This window comes from Tabrizicola sp. YIM 78059 (assembly GCF_004959785.1).
In the GTDB taxonomy this organism is placed as follows: domain Bacteria; phylum Pseudomonadota; class Alphaproteobacteria; order Rhodobacterales; family Rhodobacteraceae; genus Tabrizicola; species Tabrizicola caldifontis.
The window spans coordinates 111,909-129,611 of record NZ_SJZH01000011.1 but is presented as its reverse complement, the minus strand read 5'-3'; the positions used below and the strand labels follow the sequence as shown (position 1 = coordinate 129,611).

Genomic DNA, 17,703 nt, shown 5'->3' with positions numbered 1-17,703 from the left:
CCTTGCAAACCGAGCGGCATCCACAAAAGAAGGTTGGTATCCGGCGCGGCATCGCGGTGGTCGTGGGTCTGTGCGGTGTGCTGATCGTGCTGCGTCCGGGCGGGGGCGACGGGTTTTCCATCGGCCATATCGCTGCGCTGGGTGCGGCGATCACCGGTGCGCTGACCAGTGTCATCGTGCGCAAGATCGGGAACGAGGAACGCTCGGTCGTGCTGATGCTTTACCCGATGGTCCTGACCTTCTTTGCCATGGGCGCGGTCATGCCCTTCGTCTATCGGCCCATGCCGGTCGAACACCTGGGCCTGACGGCGGTCATGGCCTTTCTTGGCATGCTGGGGGCCCTGGGCATCATTGCGGCCTATCGCGCCGCACCTGCGGTGATCGTGGCGCCGATGCAGTATTCCCAGATCCTGTGGGCCGCGCTTTACGGCTGGCTGTTCTTCGATGAGGGGGTGGATCTCTACACCGCCATCGGGTCAGCCGTCATCATTGCCAGCGGCATCTACATCGTCCTGCGCGAAGGCAAACCCTCGGTCAGCCGCCACCGCCCGGTGCTGGAGAACCGCTCGCGCATGGACATCGGCACCCAGCCGCGGATTTCCAGCTGGCTGAAGCGTTTCGAACGCGGCAGCGATCAGGTTTGAGGGCTCTTGCCAAAGCCGGGCGGAAGGGGTAACCCGCAGCGCAAGGTCGGAGCGTAGCGCAGTCTGGTAGCGCACCTGCTTCGGGAGCAGGGGGTCGGAGGTTCGAATCCTCTCGCTCCGACCAATTCAGGAAATCCCGACAAGATTTGCGCATTGCCGGTGATTCTGTCGCAGCCAGGGTGCCGTTTTCCGATCGTGCGGCCTGACCTGCGATCCCCCTGCCGGCGTAGCGCGGCACATGGCTTTGCGATTTTGGGGAGCGCTTCCCGTTCCCAAGCCGGCCTCGTGCCTCGGTTCCCGAGGGATGCGGGAAGAACTGCGTCAGCTTGGCCCTCCTGCCAGGTGATCAGGCTGGCAGATTCCGAACCTGGGAGACGACCAAGGAAACAACGTATCGGGGGCGGCCGCGCGTCCCCAATCCGAAAGTTTTCTTTCCTTGCCCGGCCCAAATGTGCACGACTTCGGCGCAGCGCGGTTCTCTTGCACGGATTGCCTGAAAGTCCGATGCGCCTTACCCCGGAAAGACCTGTCCCGCAGCCGGTGTGATGGGTGTTCCGATCGCGGTATTGCCGTTCAGTACGGCCACGCGCACCCGCATGCCTTCCGGATGCGACAACCATTGCTTCCCCGGCTTCCGTCAGGCCGGTGGCGCGCGGTTCCGGCGCCCGGGTCTTCCTGTGCTCGACCGTCGCGCGGCTGCGCCACTGGGCGACCGTGTTCGGATATGCGCCGGGCGGGCGGCTCTGCCGCGAAAGACAAGCCTGCGATCGCTGATTTGCGGCGCTGCGTCCAAACGTGGTTGTGGCGCACGCTTGTTCTCTGTGGCGGGCGTGCCGAAGATGTCGGTGATCGCCTTCGCCGCCATTGCGCCGACGGCGTGGTCGAGCGCAAGACGCATCAGGCAAGCCGGATCAACCTCCAGCGCCTTTGCGATCGAGGGCACAGGGTCAAGGGGCACCCTGTTCCGACCATTCTTCAGGAAGGTCACCATGTTCGCGTTCGGAAAGCTGGCCTCGCTGGCGATCGCGGCCCGGGTCTTCCTGTGCGCGAGGTTGCAGATACGGTCGGCGCAATCGCTTCCTGCCCTGAGCGTCAGAGTGACGGTGGGCGTCTGTCCGGATGCGCCAAAACCAGCCGCAGTTGCCGGTGAAGGCTGCGGTCGGGTCGCCAATAGCCTCGGGCACGGCGCGGCCCCGTTCCTGGCTGAAGCCATTCCCGCCGCCGTCGCCATGAAAGTCACTGTTCACGCCGCTGCCCTTTGTTGTCCAGGCGAAGTGGGCGACTTGGTCCTCCTTCATGGTGTGCTTCACCTGGATCCCCTCACCGGGGTTCAGGGCGTATCTCTGAACGCGGGCCCCCATCATGCACATGCTGCGGTGATCGACGACCCCCACCGGCAGTGGCTGAAGTGTGCGGATCAGCTTGGAGCCAGCGCGCGTGACGCCAGGCGTCCGCTTGCCAGTCTGAGCAAAGCCGTCCGACAGGCCATCGTGGTCGGTTCAGAGCAGCTTCGGCCCGATTGACACAGATCATGTTTTGCCTGCGCCGCCCGTGTTTGATTATCGAAATCGTCCCAAAGGCTCTGAAGGAGGATTCAACATGCGAAGCCTGGTCGCTCTGATAGTGGCTTCCTCGACATTCGGGCTCTCCGGGTGTGTCGGGGACAGAACCTTTGATCGCGCTGTGGTCGGCGCTGCAATCGGCTGCGCAGCAGGGGAAGTTCTGGTTGACGGCCGGTGTGTGGAAGGTGCCATCGTCGGCGCGGGCGTCGGCGTCCTGACGAAATAGGCAGGCAGCAGCCCCGAACCGGAACGTCAGCGATGCGCGCAAGCCGTCCTTGGTTCTGACCGCGGCCAAAGTCCGCAGTGCGGCCCGATGCTTTCGGTTTCGCGAAGGTGGAGGACGGCGGCCCTGGCCTCGTTGCTCGCTATGGTGTGCGGCATTGCCTGCGACCGAGGTGCCGCTGCGGCCCTTTGACGTGGTGGGGCTGCCCGCCTTGCCCGCGCTCTTCCGGGACGAGAACCCGTCGGGGGAAGTCATGAAGGCTGCTGCCAAGCTAGAGGCTCTCGGCCCTTCGGTGATGGTTTATGAGCTCGCCAGTACCGGGCCTTGCCCTGCACCGAGGAAGTGGCCGTGTTTCCACGCCTTCTCGCGCATCGTGGCCGAAACGAGGGGGCATTCATCGTCATGGATACTGCGCCAGCCGGGCATACGCTGCGTCTTCTGGCGCGACAGGTGCCTGTCACCGCCAGAGGACGCCGGACATGGGATCGGTTCAACGCGGGATAGGAAACCCCCGCTGACGCGACCCGAGGATCCAGATTATATGAAGGTCGTTCTTGTGGCCTTGCCAGAGACGACGCCAGTCACCGAGGCTGCAAGACTGCAGGACGACCTCCGCCGTGCGAAGATCTGGCCTGCGGCCTGGGTAGTAAGCCGGTCGCTGGTGCAGACGGGCATGCAGACGCGCTGCTGCAAAGGCGGATCGGTGGAGAGACGGTTCCGATCGAACGCATCTGCAGCGGACTGGCACGGCGTGTTTCTGCTGCCGTTCCTCGCAGAACCATCGGTTGGCATTTCGGGATTTCTGGTATTGACCTGAAGTGGCCTCAGGCTGGCAGGCGGACCACGCCCGCAAGACACCAGTCGGCAACCGCCTCGGCACTGGTCGGCAAGCCCTGGATCTCTTCCTCGGCGAAGCTCAGAAGCGCCGCAAGGTTGAGCCCGTTCACCCCGACCAGAACGGGCAGGCCGCGGTGCAGGGCTTCGGCAATCACCGGGGCCAGCCCCCTGCCTTCGGCCTCGCGCTTGCCGAACTTGTTGACGATCAGGATGTCTGCGCCGTCCAGCCTGCGTTCGACCTCGTGAACGGCCTGTTCCAGCGCGCCACTGTCGAGGATGCAGCCGCGCGCCAGGTCGCCGCGGTCCTCGCTGATGCGCAAGGTGGGGCCATCGGGCAAAACCTGCAGGTCCATGTCGCATTTCCTGCGGTCGGGACGTTCGTGATTGGATTGCACGGTTCCGGCAAGCCGCAATCCCCGCGCAGCCAGCCGGTTTGCAACCTCGGCAATCAGCTGGTCGGTGCGACCCCTGCCTTGCAGGCTGACATAGGCAATGCGCATCCATCCCTCCCCGTCGAAATGGCCCGCCCGAGGAAACCGGGCGGGCCTGATCTTCAAAGCTCGACCTCCCAGGACTTGTAGGAAACGGCCGCCGAGGCCGGCGTTGCATCCGAGATCTTGCGGATATTTGCCCAGGTCGCCTTGTAGTTCGGCAGGATCAGCTCGTTTACGCCAGCGTTCACGATGTTGCCCTGTGCCCCGTTCGGCGCGCCGAAGACCATGAAGGTCTCGTTCTTCCGCGCCGTCGGTTCCGGGTAGGCCAGCGCCTGCGTGGCGCCGACATCGTTGTAGATCTCCACCATGTCCCCCGGCTTGATGCCCAGTTCGGCCATGTCCTCGGGGTTGATCTGGATGAAGGGCACGGGGAAGCGGTCCATCACGAAGTCGTTGCCCTGGTCAAGGAACCAGTTCTGCCAGTTCATGTTTGCGCGGCCGTTGTTGATGAAGAAGCGGTGGTTGGCCTGCTGCTGGGCCTTGCCCGGAGCCTGCCAGCCGCGCCATTCGCCCATGCAGAACAGGGCCTTGCCGTCCTCGCGCCCGTGACGGGTGAAGACACCGTCCTCGTAAAGCCGGTTGGTCCCCACCAGCTTGCCGTCGGCAAAGCCCTTGACCGGCTCCAGCACGCCGTTGTTGCCCATGGCGCGCAGACGGTCGTAGGTCACCTCGGGGTTGGCCTGGTGGTAGCCGTCCATGAAGGCGTCTTCCTCGGTTTTCCAATCAAAGCCCTTGAACTGGTCGGCATAGTCGTTGCGCCCCTCCTCGCGCAGGACGCGCTCCAGCGCCTGGGCCATGCCGGCCGCGATCAGGCAGTCGGGCTTGGCCGAGCCGGGCGGGTCCATGTATTTCTCGGTCAGGCGCAGTCGGCGTTCCCCGTTCATCGAGGTCAGGTTCATCTCGCCGGATTCGACCGCCGGCAGGATGACATGGGCGGCCTGGCCGATCTGGCTGTGGATGATGTCCACATTGACCGAGAAGATGCCGCCCGCGTTGATCGCGGCCACGATGGCATCGACCAGCTCCTCGCGCGTGGCCCCGGCGCGGGCGTCCATGGCTTCCTTCACCATGTTGGACCGGCGGTTGTAGACGCGCTTGAACTCGGCCGCGTTCAGCGTGGTCTTGTAGTGGTCGTTGGCCCAGATGTGGTGCACCTTGCCGCCGCCCGCGATGATGAGCTGGTCGATGTAGGGCGCCGGGCGCCCCACATGGGCGTCGGAGGGCCGGTAGTAACCTTCCTGGTGACCGCCCAGACGGCAGCAGCCGCCGCCTTCGCGACCGACGTTGCCGGTGGCCAGCGCGATGTTCAGGAGCGACCCGATGGCACGATAGTTGTCGTTGCCCCAGATGATGCCCTTTTCATAGCCGGTCACGCACTTGCGGCGGCTGCCATCCTCCTTCGGCTTGGCGATCCATTCCGCGGCCTGGATGATCTGTGCCTCGGTCAGGCCCGTGGCGGCTGCACCGTCGGCCAGGCTCATTCTGCAGGCAGCCCGCGCGGCCTCATACGAGCCGAGCGCGGCGGGATGGGCGCTGTCGGCGGGCACCGCCACGTCGCCCTGGAAGGTGGACTTGGCGATGAAGTCGGCATCCACCCAGCCCTGGTCGGCAATGTAGGTGAACAGCGTGTTGTGCAGCGCCACGTCCGAGCCGGGCTTGATCGCCAGGTGCAGCACGTTTTCGGCCCCCGCCACCTGTTCACAGCTGTCCACTGTCACGGTGCGTCGCGGGTCCGAGATGACGACCTTCGCTCCGTTCTGCATCCCCTTGACCATGTGGTTCAGGAACAGGTTGGTCTGGCATTCCATCGGGTTGGTGCCGACAAGGAAGATGGTGTCGGTCACCTCGTAGTCGGCATAGTTGTAGTTCAGCTCGTCCACGCCCATGTCGCGGCTGGAATGGACCTCGGAATTGTACGCCGGGCGGTTGTGGATGCGGCAGTGCTTCACCTTCATCGACTGGAAGTAAAGCTTGCCGGTGCCCCAGGTGTTCTCATACCCTCCGGCGCTTCCGCCATGGTCGAACATCGAGACGTAGAGGTCGTCCTCGTTATCCTTGTCGATCACCCGGGCGGTGACGCGGGCCACCAGGTCCAGCGCATCGTCCCAGCTGGTCGGCTGCCAAGTGCCGTAACGCCAGACCAGCGGGTCGGTCAGGCGCTGCTGCTGCGTGCCCAGGATGTCGGAGCGGCGGTTCTCGGCCATCCGCGCCCCGCGGATAGACCCAAGGCCCGAGTTCACCTCGCAGGCCACATCCGGCTTGATCACCAGGTGCACGTCGCGGCCGTTCTGCTTGACCACGTTGTACATCGAGGGCGCATACCAGGCCTCGGTATCGGCACCCTGCTGCTTGGACAGATCCTCGCCGATCCAGTTGCTGTCGGTCGTGCCCTGGGTCTTCAACGGCCAGGTGTAGGCCTTGTAGCCGCATCCGACGATGCAGTAGTGGCAGGTCACGTTATGTTCCGTGGCGCCCGCGGGAATGATCGGCAGGCGGTCGATGTTGCGTTTGTAAGCCATGATCGCCCCCTTACCCTTGCAGCACGTTGGAAAGACGGCCGTAGATCAGCTCGTCCGCGCCTTCGGCATAGATGTCGCCCTTGTCGTCCACGCGCAGCGCGAACTGCGGCAGGTTCTGGGTCGCATGACCCCAGACCTGCTGGCCGCCCTTCTCGCAATCGAAACGGCTGAAGTGGCCCGGACAATTCAGGGTTTTGTCCGCGGCGTGGTAGCTCATGTAAAAGCCCTTGTGCGGGCACAGGACCGAAAAGGCGACTATGTCGCCATCGGGCCCGGCGCCGCCTTCCACCGCGGTGCCGAGTTTCAGCAGGATGCCGGGGCTGTCGGCGTCAGGATAGCCAATGTCCATCGGCTCGTTCACCTTCAGATCGGCGATGTTCGCCAGCTTGCTGGACGGGTAGTCCACGAGTGCCCGCGCTGTTTGCGCCTGGGCCTGCGCTGCGGGCATGACTGTTGCCGCGGCAGCCCCTGCGGCGCCCAGAACACCGCCGCGCAGGAACTGGCGTCGGCCGACATCGACCAGACGATTGCATTTCATGGTGGCTACCCTCCCTTGGCTCCCTGTCGTCCAAGGATACCGCGGGCAAGCAGTGGCGGGGATGGCCTTTACCGGGCTGCCGCAATGCAGCAAAATATCGTAATTGATAACTATTTTTTGGTGTTCGGATTTCCGAACATGGTGCGAGGGTCAGAGGCCCAGCTTCTGCATCTTTTCCCACAGTGTCGTCCTCGACACCCGCAGAAGCCGCGCCGCTTCGCCGACCTGCCCCCGAGTCCGGTCCAGTGCGGCCATGATTTGTGCCCTCTCGGCGCCATCGCGCACTTCGGAAAGGGGCCGCATCGCCTCGTCCACCGCGCGTTCCGGGAAAAGGTCAGCGGTCATCACCATGCTGCCTTCAGCCGCCTCGACCGCTCGTATCAGCCGGGCGCGCAGTTCGCGTCCGTTGCCCGGCCAGTCGTGGGCGCGGATCGCTTCTTCGGCACTGGCTGCGATCCCGGTCAACGGCTCCTTGCGGCGCGCGTTCAAGCCGGGAAACAGCTGGGCTGCCAGCCAGACCGCATCGTCAGGCCGGTCCGCAAGCGGCGGCACGACGATCTCGTGTGAGCGCAGGAGGGAAAGAAGATCGTCGCGCAAACCCTGCGCATCCCGGTCGCCGTGCGGACCGAGGGTCGCGATCAATCGGAAGCGGGGGGCGGCAAGCAAGGCAATCAGCGCGTCCTGCGCAGTGACGTCCAGCTTTCCAATCCCGATGACGACGAGCGTGCCCTCGCCAACATTGGCGACGGCCTTCTCCAGTTCTGAAGCGCCGACGCGGTCGCGAAATGCGTTGCAGACGATGATTGACGCGGCCCGGCGCTCGGACAGATCATGAACGCGACGGGCGAGGTGCAGCTTTCCCAACCCTTGCGCCCCCCGGATCAGCAGGGGCGTGTCCCGTGCCGCTGCCTCGCATATCTGGCGGTCCACGGTGCGAGCGGCAGCCGTGATGCCGGTTTCGGTCAGCATCTCCTGGTCGGCGCGGGGCCGCATGACGGTAGCCAGGCGGGTCAGGAACGCCGCGATGTCGAAAGGCTTGGCAATGTAGTCCGCCGCGCCCGACCGGATCAAGCGCACCGCTTGGTCGATCCCGCCCTGTCCGGTGATGAACAGGAACGGCGGCGGGTGCGAGGTGCGGGTCAGCGTGTCGTAAAGCTCCTCTCCCGTACCGTCGGGCAGGCGAATGTCGCAGATCACGGCATCGAGACTCTTGCGAGGTGTGCGGATTGCCGGCAGTGCGCGGGCTATCTGGCGGTGCCACTGCACCTCGGCGCCTTCCAGCGTAAGTCGCTGGACAAGAGAAGCCCCCATGATCTCGTCATCTTCGACCAGAACGATACGGCGGCCTTCAAGCATGACCAACACCCATCATTGGCAGGGCGACGCGGATCATCGTCCGTCCGTCGGCCCGATCATGGTGCAGCGTGCCGCCAAGTTCCGACACGATGTCATGCACCAGCCGCAGTCCGACGCCGCCGCCCGGAGGCAGTGGCCCCGAGGCAAGAAGCCGTCGGAGGTCGGCTTCGCTCATCGCGCTGCCGGTGTTGCTGACCAGGATGCACAGCCGCTCCATGTCATTGCTGACCCTGAGGCCGACCTGCCCGTTCGGCCCTGCCGCAGCTGCGGCGTTCAAGAGGAGGTTCAGTGCCACCTGCCGCACCGGTGCAGCGGGCTGGCTGGCAAGGGCAGCAGCTCCGGCCTGAACCTCCCATGCCAGCGCCAGATTGCGGCGGTGCGCCTCGGGCTCGAACAGGAGGCGCAGATCCTCGAAGTCTTCCGGCCGCAAGACTTGCCCGGCGCGGTCCAAGCGGTTCTGATCCAGCATCGCCCGCGTGACATCGCGCAGATGCGCCAGACCGCGTTGCATCAGTTCCGCCGATTGTCGGACCACATCCGGCCGGTCGGCATAGGTTCGGATCGTGTCGGCGGTGTTCAAGAGACCGCCCAAGGGGTTGTTCACCTCATGCGCCAGGGCCGAGGAAAGACGCCCAAGACTGACGAAGCGTTCGCGGTCAGCAAGACGACGTTCGGCTTCGGCCCGTTCTTCGACGGCGGTAGTCATCTGGTTGTAGGTCTCGATCAGGCGCGCAAGGCCAGGATCGCCATGGGGTATCTCGGCCGTAGGGATCGGGCGTGGTGCCCCGCCCGAGGCATCCATCGCCTGCGCAAGGGCGCCTACCGGCCGAAGGATGTGCGCAACCGCAAGCCAGCCGCCAAAGGCCAGCAGTGCTGTCGCCATCGCATTGCCCAACAGAAGCCACAGCGTCATCTGCCGCCGCTCGGCCAGAAGGTCCGTCACATCCAGTTCGGTGACGATCCCCCCGACGGTGCGACCCTGATACTGCAGTGGAGCGCTGACTCGCAGGACCGGATCCCCGGTCATCCGCACGGCTTCCGGGGCCACGGCACCGTCGCCGAAGGCCGCAGCATCCACGCCCACAGGTGCGCGGCGTGGGTCGGTGGCCGCAAGAACCAGGCCGCGTTCGTCGGCCACGACTGTCAGTAGCAAGCGCTGCCCGTCACTGGCCTGGCGCGCACGGTCGAGGATATCGTAAACCTCCCAAACGTCTTGCCGCAGGACGGAAGGCCCCAGTGCGACCGAAAGTCCCTCGACATGCAGCCGGGCAGTTTCGGACATACGGGCATCCTGCACCCGGTCCAGCGCACCCAGCACACTTTGACTTGCCACCAGGCCAAGGACGATCATCAGCGCCGCCGTTATCAGTGGCACCCGCAAGGTAACCGGCATGTTGCGAAAGGGCTGCATTGCGATCATCCGCCCGCCAGGGCAGCCATGCGGACGGCGATGCCGTCGAACAGCGCACGGTTTGCCGGGACAACCGCATCAAGGAACAGCAGGCGCAGAACCTCCTGGCCCTTGTCCGCCGTCGCCAGGCCCTGCAGGGCAGCCATGCAGGCAGTGATCCGGATCTCTTCCATCCGGTCGCTGCGTGCAACAAAGGGTGGAAAGCCCAGCTCCTCGGACCGTGAAATCACACGTGTGCGTGCTGTCAGGTCGGGCTCGACGCTGTTCAGGACTTCCCAGACATAGCCATCGACGCTGCCCGAGCGTGTCAGTCCTCCAGCAACCGCGCGCACGACATTGCGATGCCCGTAGGTAAAGATCGAACGTGAAAAGAACCCGTCGGGCGAGGCGCCGATCCGGGCAAGGTCCGACGCGGTGACAAGGTAGCCGGAATTGCTGTCCGGGTCCGAAAAGGCATGCGTCCCACCCTTCAGATCGGCCAGACTGGCCGCGTCATCGTCGGCGGCGACGATCAGGTAGGACCGATAGAGCGGCGCGCCCCGCCAGACCGGCACCCCGAGCAAGGACAGTTGATCGCGGTGCTGAAGGTAGGGATAACCGCAGGTCCAGGCCGCATCGACCGATCCATCCAGCAAGGCACCTGTGATCTCTTGATAGGTCCGCCGCTGGACCAGTTCGATCTCGCTTGCCATCGCCTCGGCCAAAGCAGTGCGGAGCGCAGAAATCACCGCGGCGTCGTTGTCCAGAAAGACCGGCGTCAGGGCAAAGCGGAAAGGCACATTGCCCTGCGCACGAACCATGGGTGCCGCGCAGAATGCCGCGCCCGCTAGCATTGCACTTCGCCGGGTGTGCACTCCGTCCTCCGCAAATCTCGGGGTCGCACCTCTCAGTGCCCTTGGCAGCAGGGATCTTGATCCTTGCAAGATGATCCGTCAAATCGGACTTCGACGGTGCTGATGCCAGCACAAGATCCAAAGGGGGCCGTAACGTCTGATGCAGACACCGTTGCGGCGCTGGCCCGTCCGGACCGTAGCCGTGTCTTGCAAGCGGGCAGGGATCGATATTCTGCCCATCAAGCCGGCTTATTCCTCGGGTTGCTGTTGACGGTTGTGCTGCTTTCCGGGTTCCAGGGGCCGGTCATCATTGCCCATCCGCTGCTGATTGCCCCGATCGCTGTGCCGATCATCATCCAGTCCTGCGGCATCGTCGCGCTTGGCTATGCTTGGGCCGTTGCGTGGAAAGTGCCCCACAAGATGGCAGCGGCCTGCGCATTGATCGGTGCATCGCGTTTCTTCGAACTGGTGGTTGCGGTGGCTGCCGGGCTTTTCGGGCTGCACTCCGGCGCGGCTTTGGCCATCGTGGCCAGCTTGCTGGTCGAAGTGCCGGTGATGCTGTCGCTTGTGGCCTTTGCCAGCCGCACCGGGTCTGTTGCACAGATCCTGCGAGGGAGTCATCTTGTGAATCCAGCGTGATAGCGGATTGGCACAGCAGACCTACACCACCGACGCACAAGACCCGGCGCTGGCCGAGCTATCGAGCCATTGAGGCGCCATCGGCTCGAGCCCAATGGCGATGGACGCGCTGAAGCGCCGCGTCGCCGACGATCTGGTTGGATCCAGCCATGCCGCGGGAGGCGGAGCCGACGGGTATCTTGTCTGGTTGACGTTGAGGGCGTCGTGAGGCGGCGCCAGCTTCGTCGATGCAACTGAAGTCTCTGGCGCAGCAAGTGCAAGCTGACGCTGAAAACCTGCGACTGCCCCGGGCAAGAGCGTCAAAGCAGCCCACCGCCCGCCACCCAGCGGAGAGGTCAACTCCGAACGGCCGACAGGTTCGACCTCACTCTGGCATGTGTTCCGGCACAGAAAACAGCGCCACCCCTTGAGTTCAGGGGGGTCTTGCGCATCACGATCTTGAGGGGTGGTTTGGTGAGAGGCTGGACAACGACCCAAGCGGGGCTCGTTACGGCTGCTTCCTTCCGGACCTGACCGGGTTGGCGAGGCGCTTGCCCGCGCCAACCTCTCGCTTGTGCATATAGGCCAGCGGCGGGGGCGGCGCAAGGTCGGCTTCGGGATGGGGCCGCGGGTGGCCGGAGCATTTGTGCAGTACGGTGACCTGCCGGCCAGGGTCGGGGTCACCCCGGGCGGCCGGCGGGGCCTGTCCGGCGCCTGTATCCGCCTGCCCGGATCGTCATGCCTTCGTTCAGAACAGCAAGACCGTGGCCTGGTCCGTCCCTGTGCATTAACCTGCCGCCGAAAGGGGGTGGCCCATGTCCCGACTCATCCGTATCGACTGGCCCGACAACGGCACGCCAGACCTGCCGCCAGCCCTGAGCCTTGCGGAATGCGAGGCGCGGCTGGCATCGCTGCGCGCAGCGGCTGCGGCAGCAGGCCATGACGTGATCGTGATATATGCAGACCGCGAACATGCCGCGAACCTGCACTGGCTGACAGGGTTCGATCCCCGCTTCGAGGAGGCCGTTCTGGTCGTCACCCCCGGTGATGCGCTTCTGCTGGCCGGGAACGAATGTCTGGCCTATACGTCGGTTTCTCCGCTGGTGCGTGGCGGGCTGGTGCGCGTCGGGCATTGCGCCAGCCTGTCGCTGCCGTCGCAGCCCCGGGCTGGGCGGCGGCTTGTCGATTGGCTGGCCGACATGCTGGGCACCGATGATCGGGTCGGGGCGGTCGGCTGGAAATGGTTCGGCGAGGATGAGGTGGACGATCCCGCCGGCACCCTTGATCTTCCGGCCTTTCTGGCCGATCCCTTGCGCCTCCTTGCCGGCCGGGTCGAGAATGCGACCCCTCTGATGATGCACCCGGTGCATGGGCTGCGGGCCCGCGTTGATGCCGTCGGCATTGCGCGGCTCGAATTCGCCAATCACATGGCTGCCGCCGCGCTGAAGCGGCTGGTCTTTGGCCTGCGCGAAGGAATGACCGATTTCCAGGCCATCGAAGCCGCGCGGCTTGGCGGGCTGCCGCTGGGATGCCATGCGACCTTTGCAGTGGGAGAAGCGCCGGGCCTCTGTGGCCCGTCGGGTGCCCATCTGACCCCCGGCCAGCCTGTCAGCTTCAACATCTGTCACTGGGGCGCGAACATCTGCCGGGCAGGCTGGCTGGCACGGTCGGCGGCGGATCTGCCCGCCACGGCACGCGATTATGTCCAGACTTTCGTCGAACCCTACGTCACCGCCATGTCCGACTGGTGCGCCCTGATGCGCCCCGGTGTCTGCGGCGGATACGTCTGGTCGCACATGATGGCAGCACTGCCGGCCGAGACCTTCGGCATAACGTTGAACCCCGGCCATCTGATCGGGTTGGACGAGTGGATTTCCTCGCCGATCCGCGAGGGTTCGACCGATCCGCTGGCCAGCGGCATGGCCATGCAGATGGACGTGATCCCGGCGCATCCCGCCTATGGCTCCACGCGGATGGAGGACGGCTATGTCATCGCCGACGACACCCTGCGCGCAACGTTGGAGCGCGACTTCCCCGACGTTGCCCGGCGTTGCGCGGCACGTGCAAGCTTCATGCGAGATGTCGTCGGCATGGATGTGCCGGACACCTTGCTGCCCCTTGCCGATACTTGCGGGATCGTGGCGCCCTATCTCTTCGATCCGGCGCAGATCGTGATCTGCTGACCGCCTGCACGGGCAGGCCGGCCTTCGCGAATACGGGTCGCAAAACGGCCTGTGCCAGGGCGGTTCTGCACCCGGCCGGGATGTCAGATAACCCCGGCCATGCGGGCGCCGGTCAGAAGATCGGGTGCCAGGTGGTGCGCCCAGCGGCCCTGGCTTGGCACCACATCGGGCACCTGCACCACGACGCAGCCGGCGCGATAGGCCGCCTCGGCCCCGGTTTCGCTGTCTTCGAACACCAGGCATCGGCCCGGGGCCACGCCAAGCAGCCGGGCCGCCAGCAGATAGGGCTCGGGCGCGGGCTTCGGCGTGGTCACGTCGTCCAGTGTGACGACATGGGCGAAGGCATGGGCAATGCCGGCGAGGTCAAGCTTGCGGTGCGCGCCTTCCCGACCGGTCGAGGTGACGATTGCCATCGGCTCGCACAGGGCCGCCAGAAGTTCGGCAGCCCCGTGTTTCAATTCCAGCCCGCGATCGACGCTGGCGGAAAAGGCTTCGCGCCAGTGGCGGTTCACGGCTTCCAGGTCGGCATGTGGCAGGGCTGCGCGGATCATCCGCGCCGCGGTGGGTTCGTCCTTGCCGACAAGCGCATGCATGAAGGCTTCGTCCACCGCATGTCCGTGGGCAGCAAAGGCAGCCATGCCCGTGGAAATGGCAATGCTTTCGGTGTCGATCAGCGTTCCGTCCAGGTCGAAGAGCAGCGCGTCAAACATTTCCGGTCTCCAGCACGACCGGTGCAATAGCCCATCAGAGGTGCAGCCGATAGTGGGCAAAACCGTCAGGCCCGGTGCCGATCGGCACCGGGCGATAGGCGGCGATGTCGCCCTGATAGGACGCCGATCCCGGGCCGGCGGTGATGCGCAGGGTCGTCCCGGGCATCGGCAGAAAGTGCCAGGACCGCGCCGGAGGCGCCCCGACGGTGCCCTGCCGGCGGATATATCCGGCCAGCACGTCCTGTGTCCTGGTGCCGGCTGACAAAACGATTTCGGGCGGGCAACCGGGCCGGACCGAGATCGCCCGGCTGGCCCGGTGATTGTTCGTGACCAGCACCACCTGCTGGTCCGGGTCCAGCGGAAGGCCATCGAGGCGCAGGCCCAGGATCCGGCGCGCCTCCGGGTGGATCAGCCGCCCGTCGGCGTCGAACCTGGCCGGCTGGCTGAGGTCGATGGCATAGGTCAGGGCCGGGATCGTCTCGAAAGTGAAGGAAGGCACGCTTGTATCATGCAGGGGCATGTCGGTATCACCCGGGGCGATCTGGCGGAACAGGGCGGCGGACTGTTCCAGCCAGTCGGCAATGCAGGCGCCGCGCATCACCATGGCGACAATGGTGTTGGGGAACGTGTAGAGGTCGGACAGGTTGCGTCTTTGCAGGGGGCCGGCCGGGATATCGGTGAAGTTGCCGGCGCCTCCGCGACCGCCCGACCGGAACGGTGTGGCCGAGGCCAGGATCGGCAGGTCCGCCCATCGTGTTCCGGCAAGTGCCTGACGGACATGGTCGGTCTTGGCCACTGCGATCAGATCCAGCGCCGCGCTGGGCGCAGTGGTGGCGAAATGGGTGTGCAGGGGCGTGCGGCTGTGGCCGATGATCCGCCGCGACCAGGCCAGTGCAGCCCGGTGGTCGGCCGAGATCGCCCGGCGCAGCTGGGGGGCGGCAGGCATTGCCCCTGCCGATCCTTCCACGAGCCTTGCCGAAGCCGCTGTCACGCGCCAGCGTCGGCGGCCTTCGATTGCGCGAGCGAGCGTAAGGTCGATGATCCCGACATGGCTGCCGCAATGGCCCGGCATCACCGCCGGTTTGCCCGCAAGCAAGCCCCGCACCGGATCGACCGCTGCCGCGGCTGCGACTGCCGGCCCTGGAAATTCCATGTGGCTATGGCCGGCAATCACCGCGTCGATCTCTGGCATGGCCGCCAGGGCGGTTGCAGCGTTTTCCATACCCTCGACCGCATCCAACGGGCCGATTCCCGAATGGGCCAGCGCCACGATGACATCTGCCCCCCGTGTCCGCAGCCGGGGCAACCAGGCCTGCGCCGCGGCGATGATGTCGCGCATCCGGATCCGGCCGCCCAGATGGTCGCGGTCCCAGATCTCGATCTGGGGCGGGGCAAAACCGATCACACCGATCCGCAGGGTCTGCGCCCGGCCTGATGCGTCGGTCAAGCGCCGCCTCATGATGGTGAAAGGCGGCACGAATGTCCTGTCGCGCGCCGGGCTGCTGCCCAGGCGGGTGACGATATTGGCGGACACGACCGGAAAGTCCGCATGGGACAGGGCAGCGGTCAGGAAGTTCAGACCGTAGTTGAATTCATGATTGCCAAGCGTGACCGCATCATAGCGCAGCGCATTGAAGGCTGTGATCACCGGATGCGGCCGGCGTCTGCGCCGGGCATTGGCAACGTAATCGGCCAGCGGATTGCCTTGCAGAAAGTCGCCGTTGTCGAACAGCAGACTGTTCGGCACCTCGGCGCGGGCCTGCGCGATGACGGCAGCGATACGGGCGAGACTGCGACCCGGCAGCGGCCTGTCATGACAGTAGTCATAGGGCAGAAGGCAGGCATGCAGATCGCTTGTGGCGATCAGCCGCAGGCGGATTTCCGGGGCTTCATCATCCCCGGGAAAGGCTGGCGGACCGACGTCCGGATTCCCCGCCGCATCGTCCAAGATCTTCGAAACCGGCAGGCAATTGCCGACAGACATCGAGCTCATGCTGAACAAGAGCCTTCCACGACAAGGCCGATGACTTTTCTGCTGGACCAGGGCATGCCGGACAATCGATCGCCAATGTGAAACCTGTTGGTTTTTATCGCAAAAGTTGTGTCCTGGTTATGGCGGATCGATGATTTTCAATCCCGGGTTGCTTTTTCGTCGCAATCCTTGACGGGGCCTGCTGCCAATTGGCGCGGCGATCGGGACAATTCTGTTTGTTCCCGCGCGCTGTTCACTGGCAATTCCCGATCCGAACTGGCATTTCAGCACCCGGCGGTTCTGGAGGCCGCACAGGATGAAGATTGCCGAATCCGTAACCTTCGGCGGGTCGGGTCTGGATCGGGCCGCGGCGATCCGCAGGGATCCCCGTCGCCTGTCCAGTGCGCTGGCGTCCGGCACCGTGCTGCCTGTCTGGCGTGGCAAGCCGCTGGTCGGCCCCGGTGACGCGCTTGGCTGGGTGGCCGCGGACCATCCCGCCCTGGCCCATGCTGCTGCGCCGGTGTTCCTTGGGCTTGACGAGGGCAGGGCACGCTTTGCCGCCGACATCTCGGACTGGTCACCCGAAGCCGGCGCCCAGGCTGTCGTTGCGGGGTTCTTCGATCCATCGGTCCAGCACCATCCGGCACTAGGTGATCAGGCAGGCTTCGTCGAACTGCGCGGGGTCATGACCCGGCTTTCAGCCAGGGATGCCGAACTTGCGGCGACGGCCAAGGCGGTGCTTCAGTGGCACCGCAGCCATGGGTTCTGTTCGGCCTGCGGCGCGGCCTCCGACATGGCCGAGGGCGGCTGGCAACGCATCTGCCCCGCCTGCGGCGCGCGGCATTTCCCCCGAACCGATCCGGTGGTCATCATGCTGGTGACCCGGGGAAATTCGGTTCTGCTTGGCCGCAGCCCGGGTTGGCCGGAAGGCATGTATTCGCTGTTGGCAGGCTTTGTCGAGCCCGGCGAGACCATCGAGGCCGCCGTCCGCCGCGAAGTCCTTGAAGAGGCAGGGGTGCGCTGCGGCCCCGTGACCTATCTGGCCAGTCAGCCCTGGCCTTTCCCAGCCTCGCTGATGATCGGTGCGCGGACCGAGGCAATTGACAGTGCCCTGACGCCCGATCCCGAGGAACTCGAGGCCGCGCGATGGGTAACGCGCGAGGATCTGGTCGCGGCCTTCGCGGGCCGGCACCCGCAGATCCGGCCGCCGCGTCCCGGCGCGATTGCGGGCTTCCTCCTGCGCAACTGGCTTGCCGACCGGCTGGATTGACGTAATGGTGATGCCTCTCTGCAACAGGGACATCAGGGAAGCCGAATGAAGCTGACGGCCAGGACCGATATCGCGGCACCGATTGGCTTTGCTTACGCAAGCCTTGCGGACCATTCGGCCTGGGAGCGCGAGGCCGTCCGCCGCGGCGCCGATATCGAGCGTCCGGCCGACATGCCGCTGACCGGTGTTGGCGCAGGCTGGCGCGTGCGTTTCCGCTTTCGCGGCAGGCTGCGCAAGGTCGTGTTGCGCATCGATGAACTGGTCCCGGATGAAAGGATCGCGGTCTCATTCGAGGGGCAGGCGATGTCGGGGACATCGGTGATGGAACTGACGGCGCTGTCACCGGGCCGGACCCGCCTGCGCGTCATGCTTGACGTGAAGCCCAAGACCATCACGGCGCGGCTGTTCATCAACACGCTGCGCCTGGCGAAGGGGCGGGTGACGGCCCGGTTGGAGGCCCGGCTTGCCCAGCTCGCTACCCGGATCCAGGATCGCTATATCCGCAGCAGGGCCGCGTCCGCGCGCGACTGATC

The 17,703-nt window shown here is 65.4% G+C and carries 14 protein-coding genes, 1 tRNA gene, 1 other RNA gene and 1 pseudogene; 8 read left to right on the top strand and 9 right to left on the bottom strand.

Going from position 1 to position 17,703, the window contains the following annotated elements; translation table 11 throughout:
• The 4 genes from EZM81_RS14255 to EZM81_RS18780 all read left to right on the top strand — a co-directional run.
• On the top strand, positions 1-644 hold a 644-nt coding region (locus EZM81_RS14255), incomplete at its 5' end, for a DMT family transporter (protein WP_136646173.1).
• A 47-nt stretch (positions 645-691) separates the two neighbouring features.
• Positions 692-768: transfer RNA gene (locus EZM81_RS14250), tRNA-Pro, on the top strand.
• Between the two features lie 715 nt (positions 769-1,483).
• Positions 1,484-2,167, top strand: coding sequence for a hypothetical protein (locus EZM81_RS14245; RefSeq protein ID WP_136646172.1), 684 nt, complete (start codon positions 1,484-1,486; stop codon positions 2,165-2,167).
• A gap of 586 nt (positions 2,168-2,753) precedes the next feature.
• Entirely contained in the window at positions 2,754-2,933 is a 180-nt protein-coding gene (locus EZM81_RS18780) for an ArsA-related P-loop ATPase (RefSeq protein ID WP_136646171.1), read from the top strand.
• Positions 2,934-3,253: 320 nt separating this feature from the next.
• On the opposite strand, the gene EZM81_RS14235 is transcribed toward EZM81_RS18780, so the two are convergent.
• The 6 genes from EZM81_RS14235 to EZM81_RS14210 all read right to left on the bottom strand — a co-directional run bounded on the left by EZM81_RS14235 (position 3,254) and on the right by EZM81_RS14210 (position 10,384).
• Positions 3,254-3,766 (bottom strand): DUF2478 domain-containing protein, encoded by a 513-nt coding sequence (locus EZM81_RS14235; RefSeq protein WP_136646170.1) that lies wholly within the window; start codon positions 3,764-3,766, stop codon positions 3,254-3,256.
• A 53-nt stretch (positions 3,767-3,819) separates the two neighbouring features.
• Positions 3,820-6,279 (bottom strand): arsenate reductase (azurin) large subunit, encoded by a 2,460-nt coding sequence (locus tag EZM81_RS14230; RefSeq protein ID WP_136646169.1) that lies wholly within the window; start codon positions 6,277-6,279, stop codon positions 3,820-3,822.
• A gap of 10 nt (positions 6,280-6,289) precedes the next feature.
• On the bottom strand, positions 6,290-6,817 hold the full coding sequence (locus EZM81_RS14225) for an arsenate reductase (azurin) small subunit (RefSeq protein ID WP_135448221.1): 528 nt from the start codon (positions 6,815-6,817) through the stop codon (positions 6,290-6,292).
• A gap of 150 nt (positions 6,818-6,967) precedes the next feature.
• On the bottom strand, positions 6,968-8,173 hold the full coding sequence (locus EZM81_RS14220) for a sigma-54 dependent transcriptional regulator (RefSeq protein ID WP_136646168.1): 1,206 nt from the start codon (positions 8,171-8,173) through the stop codon (positions 6,968-6,970).
• Positions 8,166-9,584: an ATP-binding protein gene (locus EZM81_RS14215; RefSeq protein WP_136646167.1), complete on the bottom strand. Its 1,419-nt coding sequence runs from the start codon at positions 9,582-9,584 to the stop codon at positions 8,166-8,168. Before EZM81_RS14215 ends, EZM81_RS14220 begins: the two co-directional genes overlap by 8 nt.
• A gap of 5 nt (positions 9,585-9,589) precedes the next feature.
• Positions 9,590-10,384, bottom strand: a complete 795-nt coding sequence (locus tag EZM81_RS14210; RefSeq protein WP_248298232.1) for a PhnD/SsuA/transferrin family substrate-binding protein — start codon at positions 10,382-10,384, stop codon at positions 9,590-9,592.
• A gap of 288 nt (positions 10,385-10,672) precedes the next feature.
• On the opposite strand from EZM81_RS14210, the pseudogene EZM81_RS14205 reads away from it, so the two are divergent.
• A pseudogene (locus tag EZM81_RS14205) lies at positions 10,673-11,056 on the top strand (arsenic resistance protein); the annotation flags it as partial.
• Between the two features lie 451 nt (positions 11,057-11,507).
• On the opposite strand, the gene ffs reads toward EZM81_RS14205, so the two are convergent.
• Positions 11,508-11,606, bottom strand: an RNA gene (gene ffs, locus EZM81_RS14200) — signal recognition particle sRNA small type.
• 244 nt (positions 11,607-11,850) lie between these two features.
• Between ffs and EZM81_RS14195 the strand changes: the two genes are divergently transcribed.
• Positions 11,851-13,218: an aminopeptidase P family N-terminal domain-containing protein gene (locus EZM81_RS14195; RefSeq protein WP_136646165.1), complete on the top strand. Its 1,368-nt coding sequence runs from the start codon at positions 11,851-11,853 to the stop codon at positions 13,216-13,218.
• Positions 13,219-13,301: 83 nt separating this feature from the next.
• Here EZM81_RS14195 and EZM81_RS14190 read toward each other — a convergent pair whose 3' ends face one another.
• Positions 13,302-13,928, bottom strand: a complete 627-nt coding sequence (locus tag EZM81_RS14190; RefSeq protein WP_136646164.1) for an HAD family phosphatase — start codon at positions 13,926-13,928, stop codon at positions 13,302-13,304.
• 34 nt (positions 13,929-13,962) lie between these two features.
• Positions 13,963-15,921 carry a bifunctional 2',3'-cyclic-nucleotide 2'-phosphodiesterase/3'-nucleotidase gene (locus EZM81_RS14185; RefSeq protein ID WP_136646163.1) on the bottom strand — a complete coding sequence of 653 codons (1,959 nt, stop codon included), beginning with the start codon at positions 15,919-15,921 and terminating at the stop codon, positions 13,963-13,965.
• 295 nt (positions 15,922-16,216) lie between these two features.
• Here EZM81_RS14185 and nudC point away from each other — a divergent pair, with 295 nt between their 5' ends.
• Together nudC and EZM81_RS14175 are read left to right on the top strand one after the other, a co-directional pair.
• Positions 16,217-17,170, top strand: a complete 954-nt coding sequence (nudC, locus tag EZM81_RS14180; protein ID WP_135448206.1) for an NAD(+) diphosphatase — start codon at positions 16,217-16,219, stop codon at positions 17,168-17,170.
• Positions 17,171-17,215: 45 nt separating this feature from the next.
• Entirely contained in the window at positions 17,216-17,701 is a 486-nt protein-coding gene (locus EZM81_RS14175; RefSeq protein ID WP_136646162.1) for an SRPBCC family protein, read from the top strand.
• Positions 17,702-17,703 lie beyond the last annotated feature (2 nt).

Coding starts and splice junctions, on each gene's coding strand:
- EZM81_RS14245 (WP_136646172.1), top strand. CDS start 1,484: ATGTCGGTGATCGCCTTCGCCGCCATTGCGCCGACGGCGTGGTCGAGC.
- EZM81_RS14235 (WP_136646170.1), bottom strand. CDS start 3,766: ATGCGCATTGCCTATGTCAGCCTGCAAGGCAGGGGTCGCACCGACCAG.
- EZM81_RS14230 (WP_136646169.1), bottom strand. CDS start 6,279: ATGGCTTACAAACGCAACATCGACCGCCTGCCGATCATTCCCGCGGGC.
- EZM81_RS14225 (WP_135448221.1), bottom strand. CDS start 6,817: ATGAAATGCAATCGTCTGGTCGATGTCGGCCGACGCCAGTTCCTGCGC.
- EZM81_RS14220 (WP_136646168.1), bottom strand. CDS start 8,173: ATGCTTGAAGGCCGCCGTATCGTTCTGGTCGAAGATGACGAGATCATG.
- EZM81_RS14215 (WP_136646167.1), bottom strand. CDS start 9,584: ATGCAGCCCTTTCGCAACATGCCGGTTACCTTGCGGGTGCCACTGATA.
- EZM81_RS14210 (WP_248298232.1), bottom strand. CDS start 10,384: ATGGTTCGTGCGCAGGGCAATGTGCCTTTCCGCTTTGCCCTGACGCCG.
- EZM81_RS14195 (WP_136646165.1), top strand. CDS start 11,851: ATGTCCCGACTCATCCGTATCGACTGGCCCGACAACGGCACGCCAGAC.
- EZM81_RS14190 (WP_136646164.1), bottom strand. CDS start 13,928: ATGTTTGACGCGCTGCTCTTCGACCTGGACGGAACGCTGATCGACACC.
- EZM81_RS14185 (WP_136646163.1), bottom strand. CDS start 15,921: ATGAGCTCGATGTCTGTCGGCAATTGCCTGCCGGTTTCGAAGATCTTG.
- nudC (WP_135448206.1), top strand. CDS start 16,217: ATGAAGATTGCCGAATCCGTAACCTTCGGCGGGTCGGGTCTGGATCGG.
- EZM81_RS14175 (WP_136646162.1), top strand. CDS start 17,216: ATGAAGCTGACGGCCAGGACCGATATCGCGGCACCGATTGGCTTTGCT.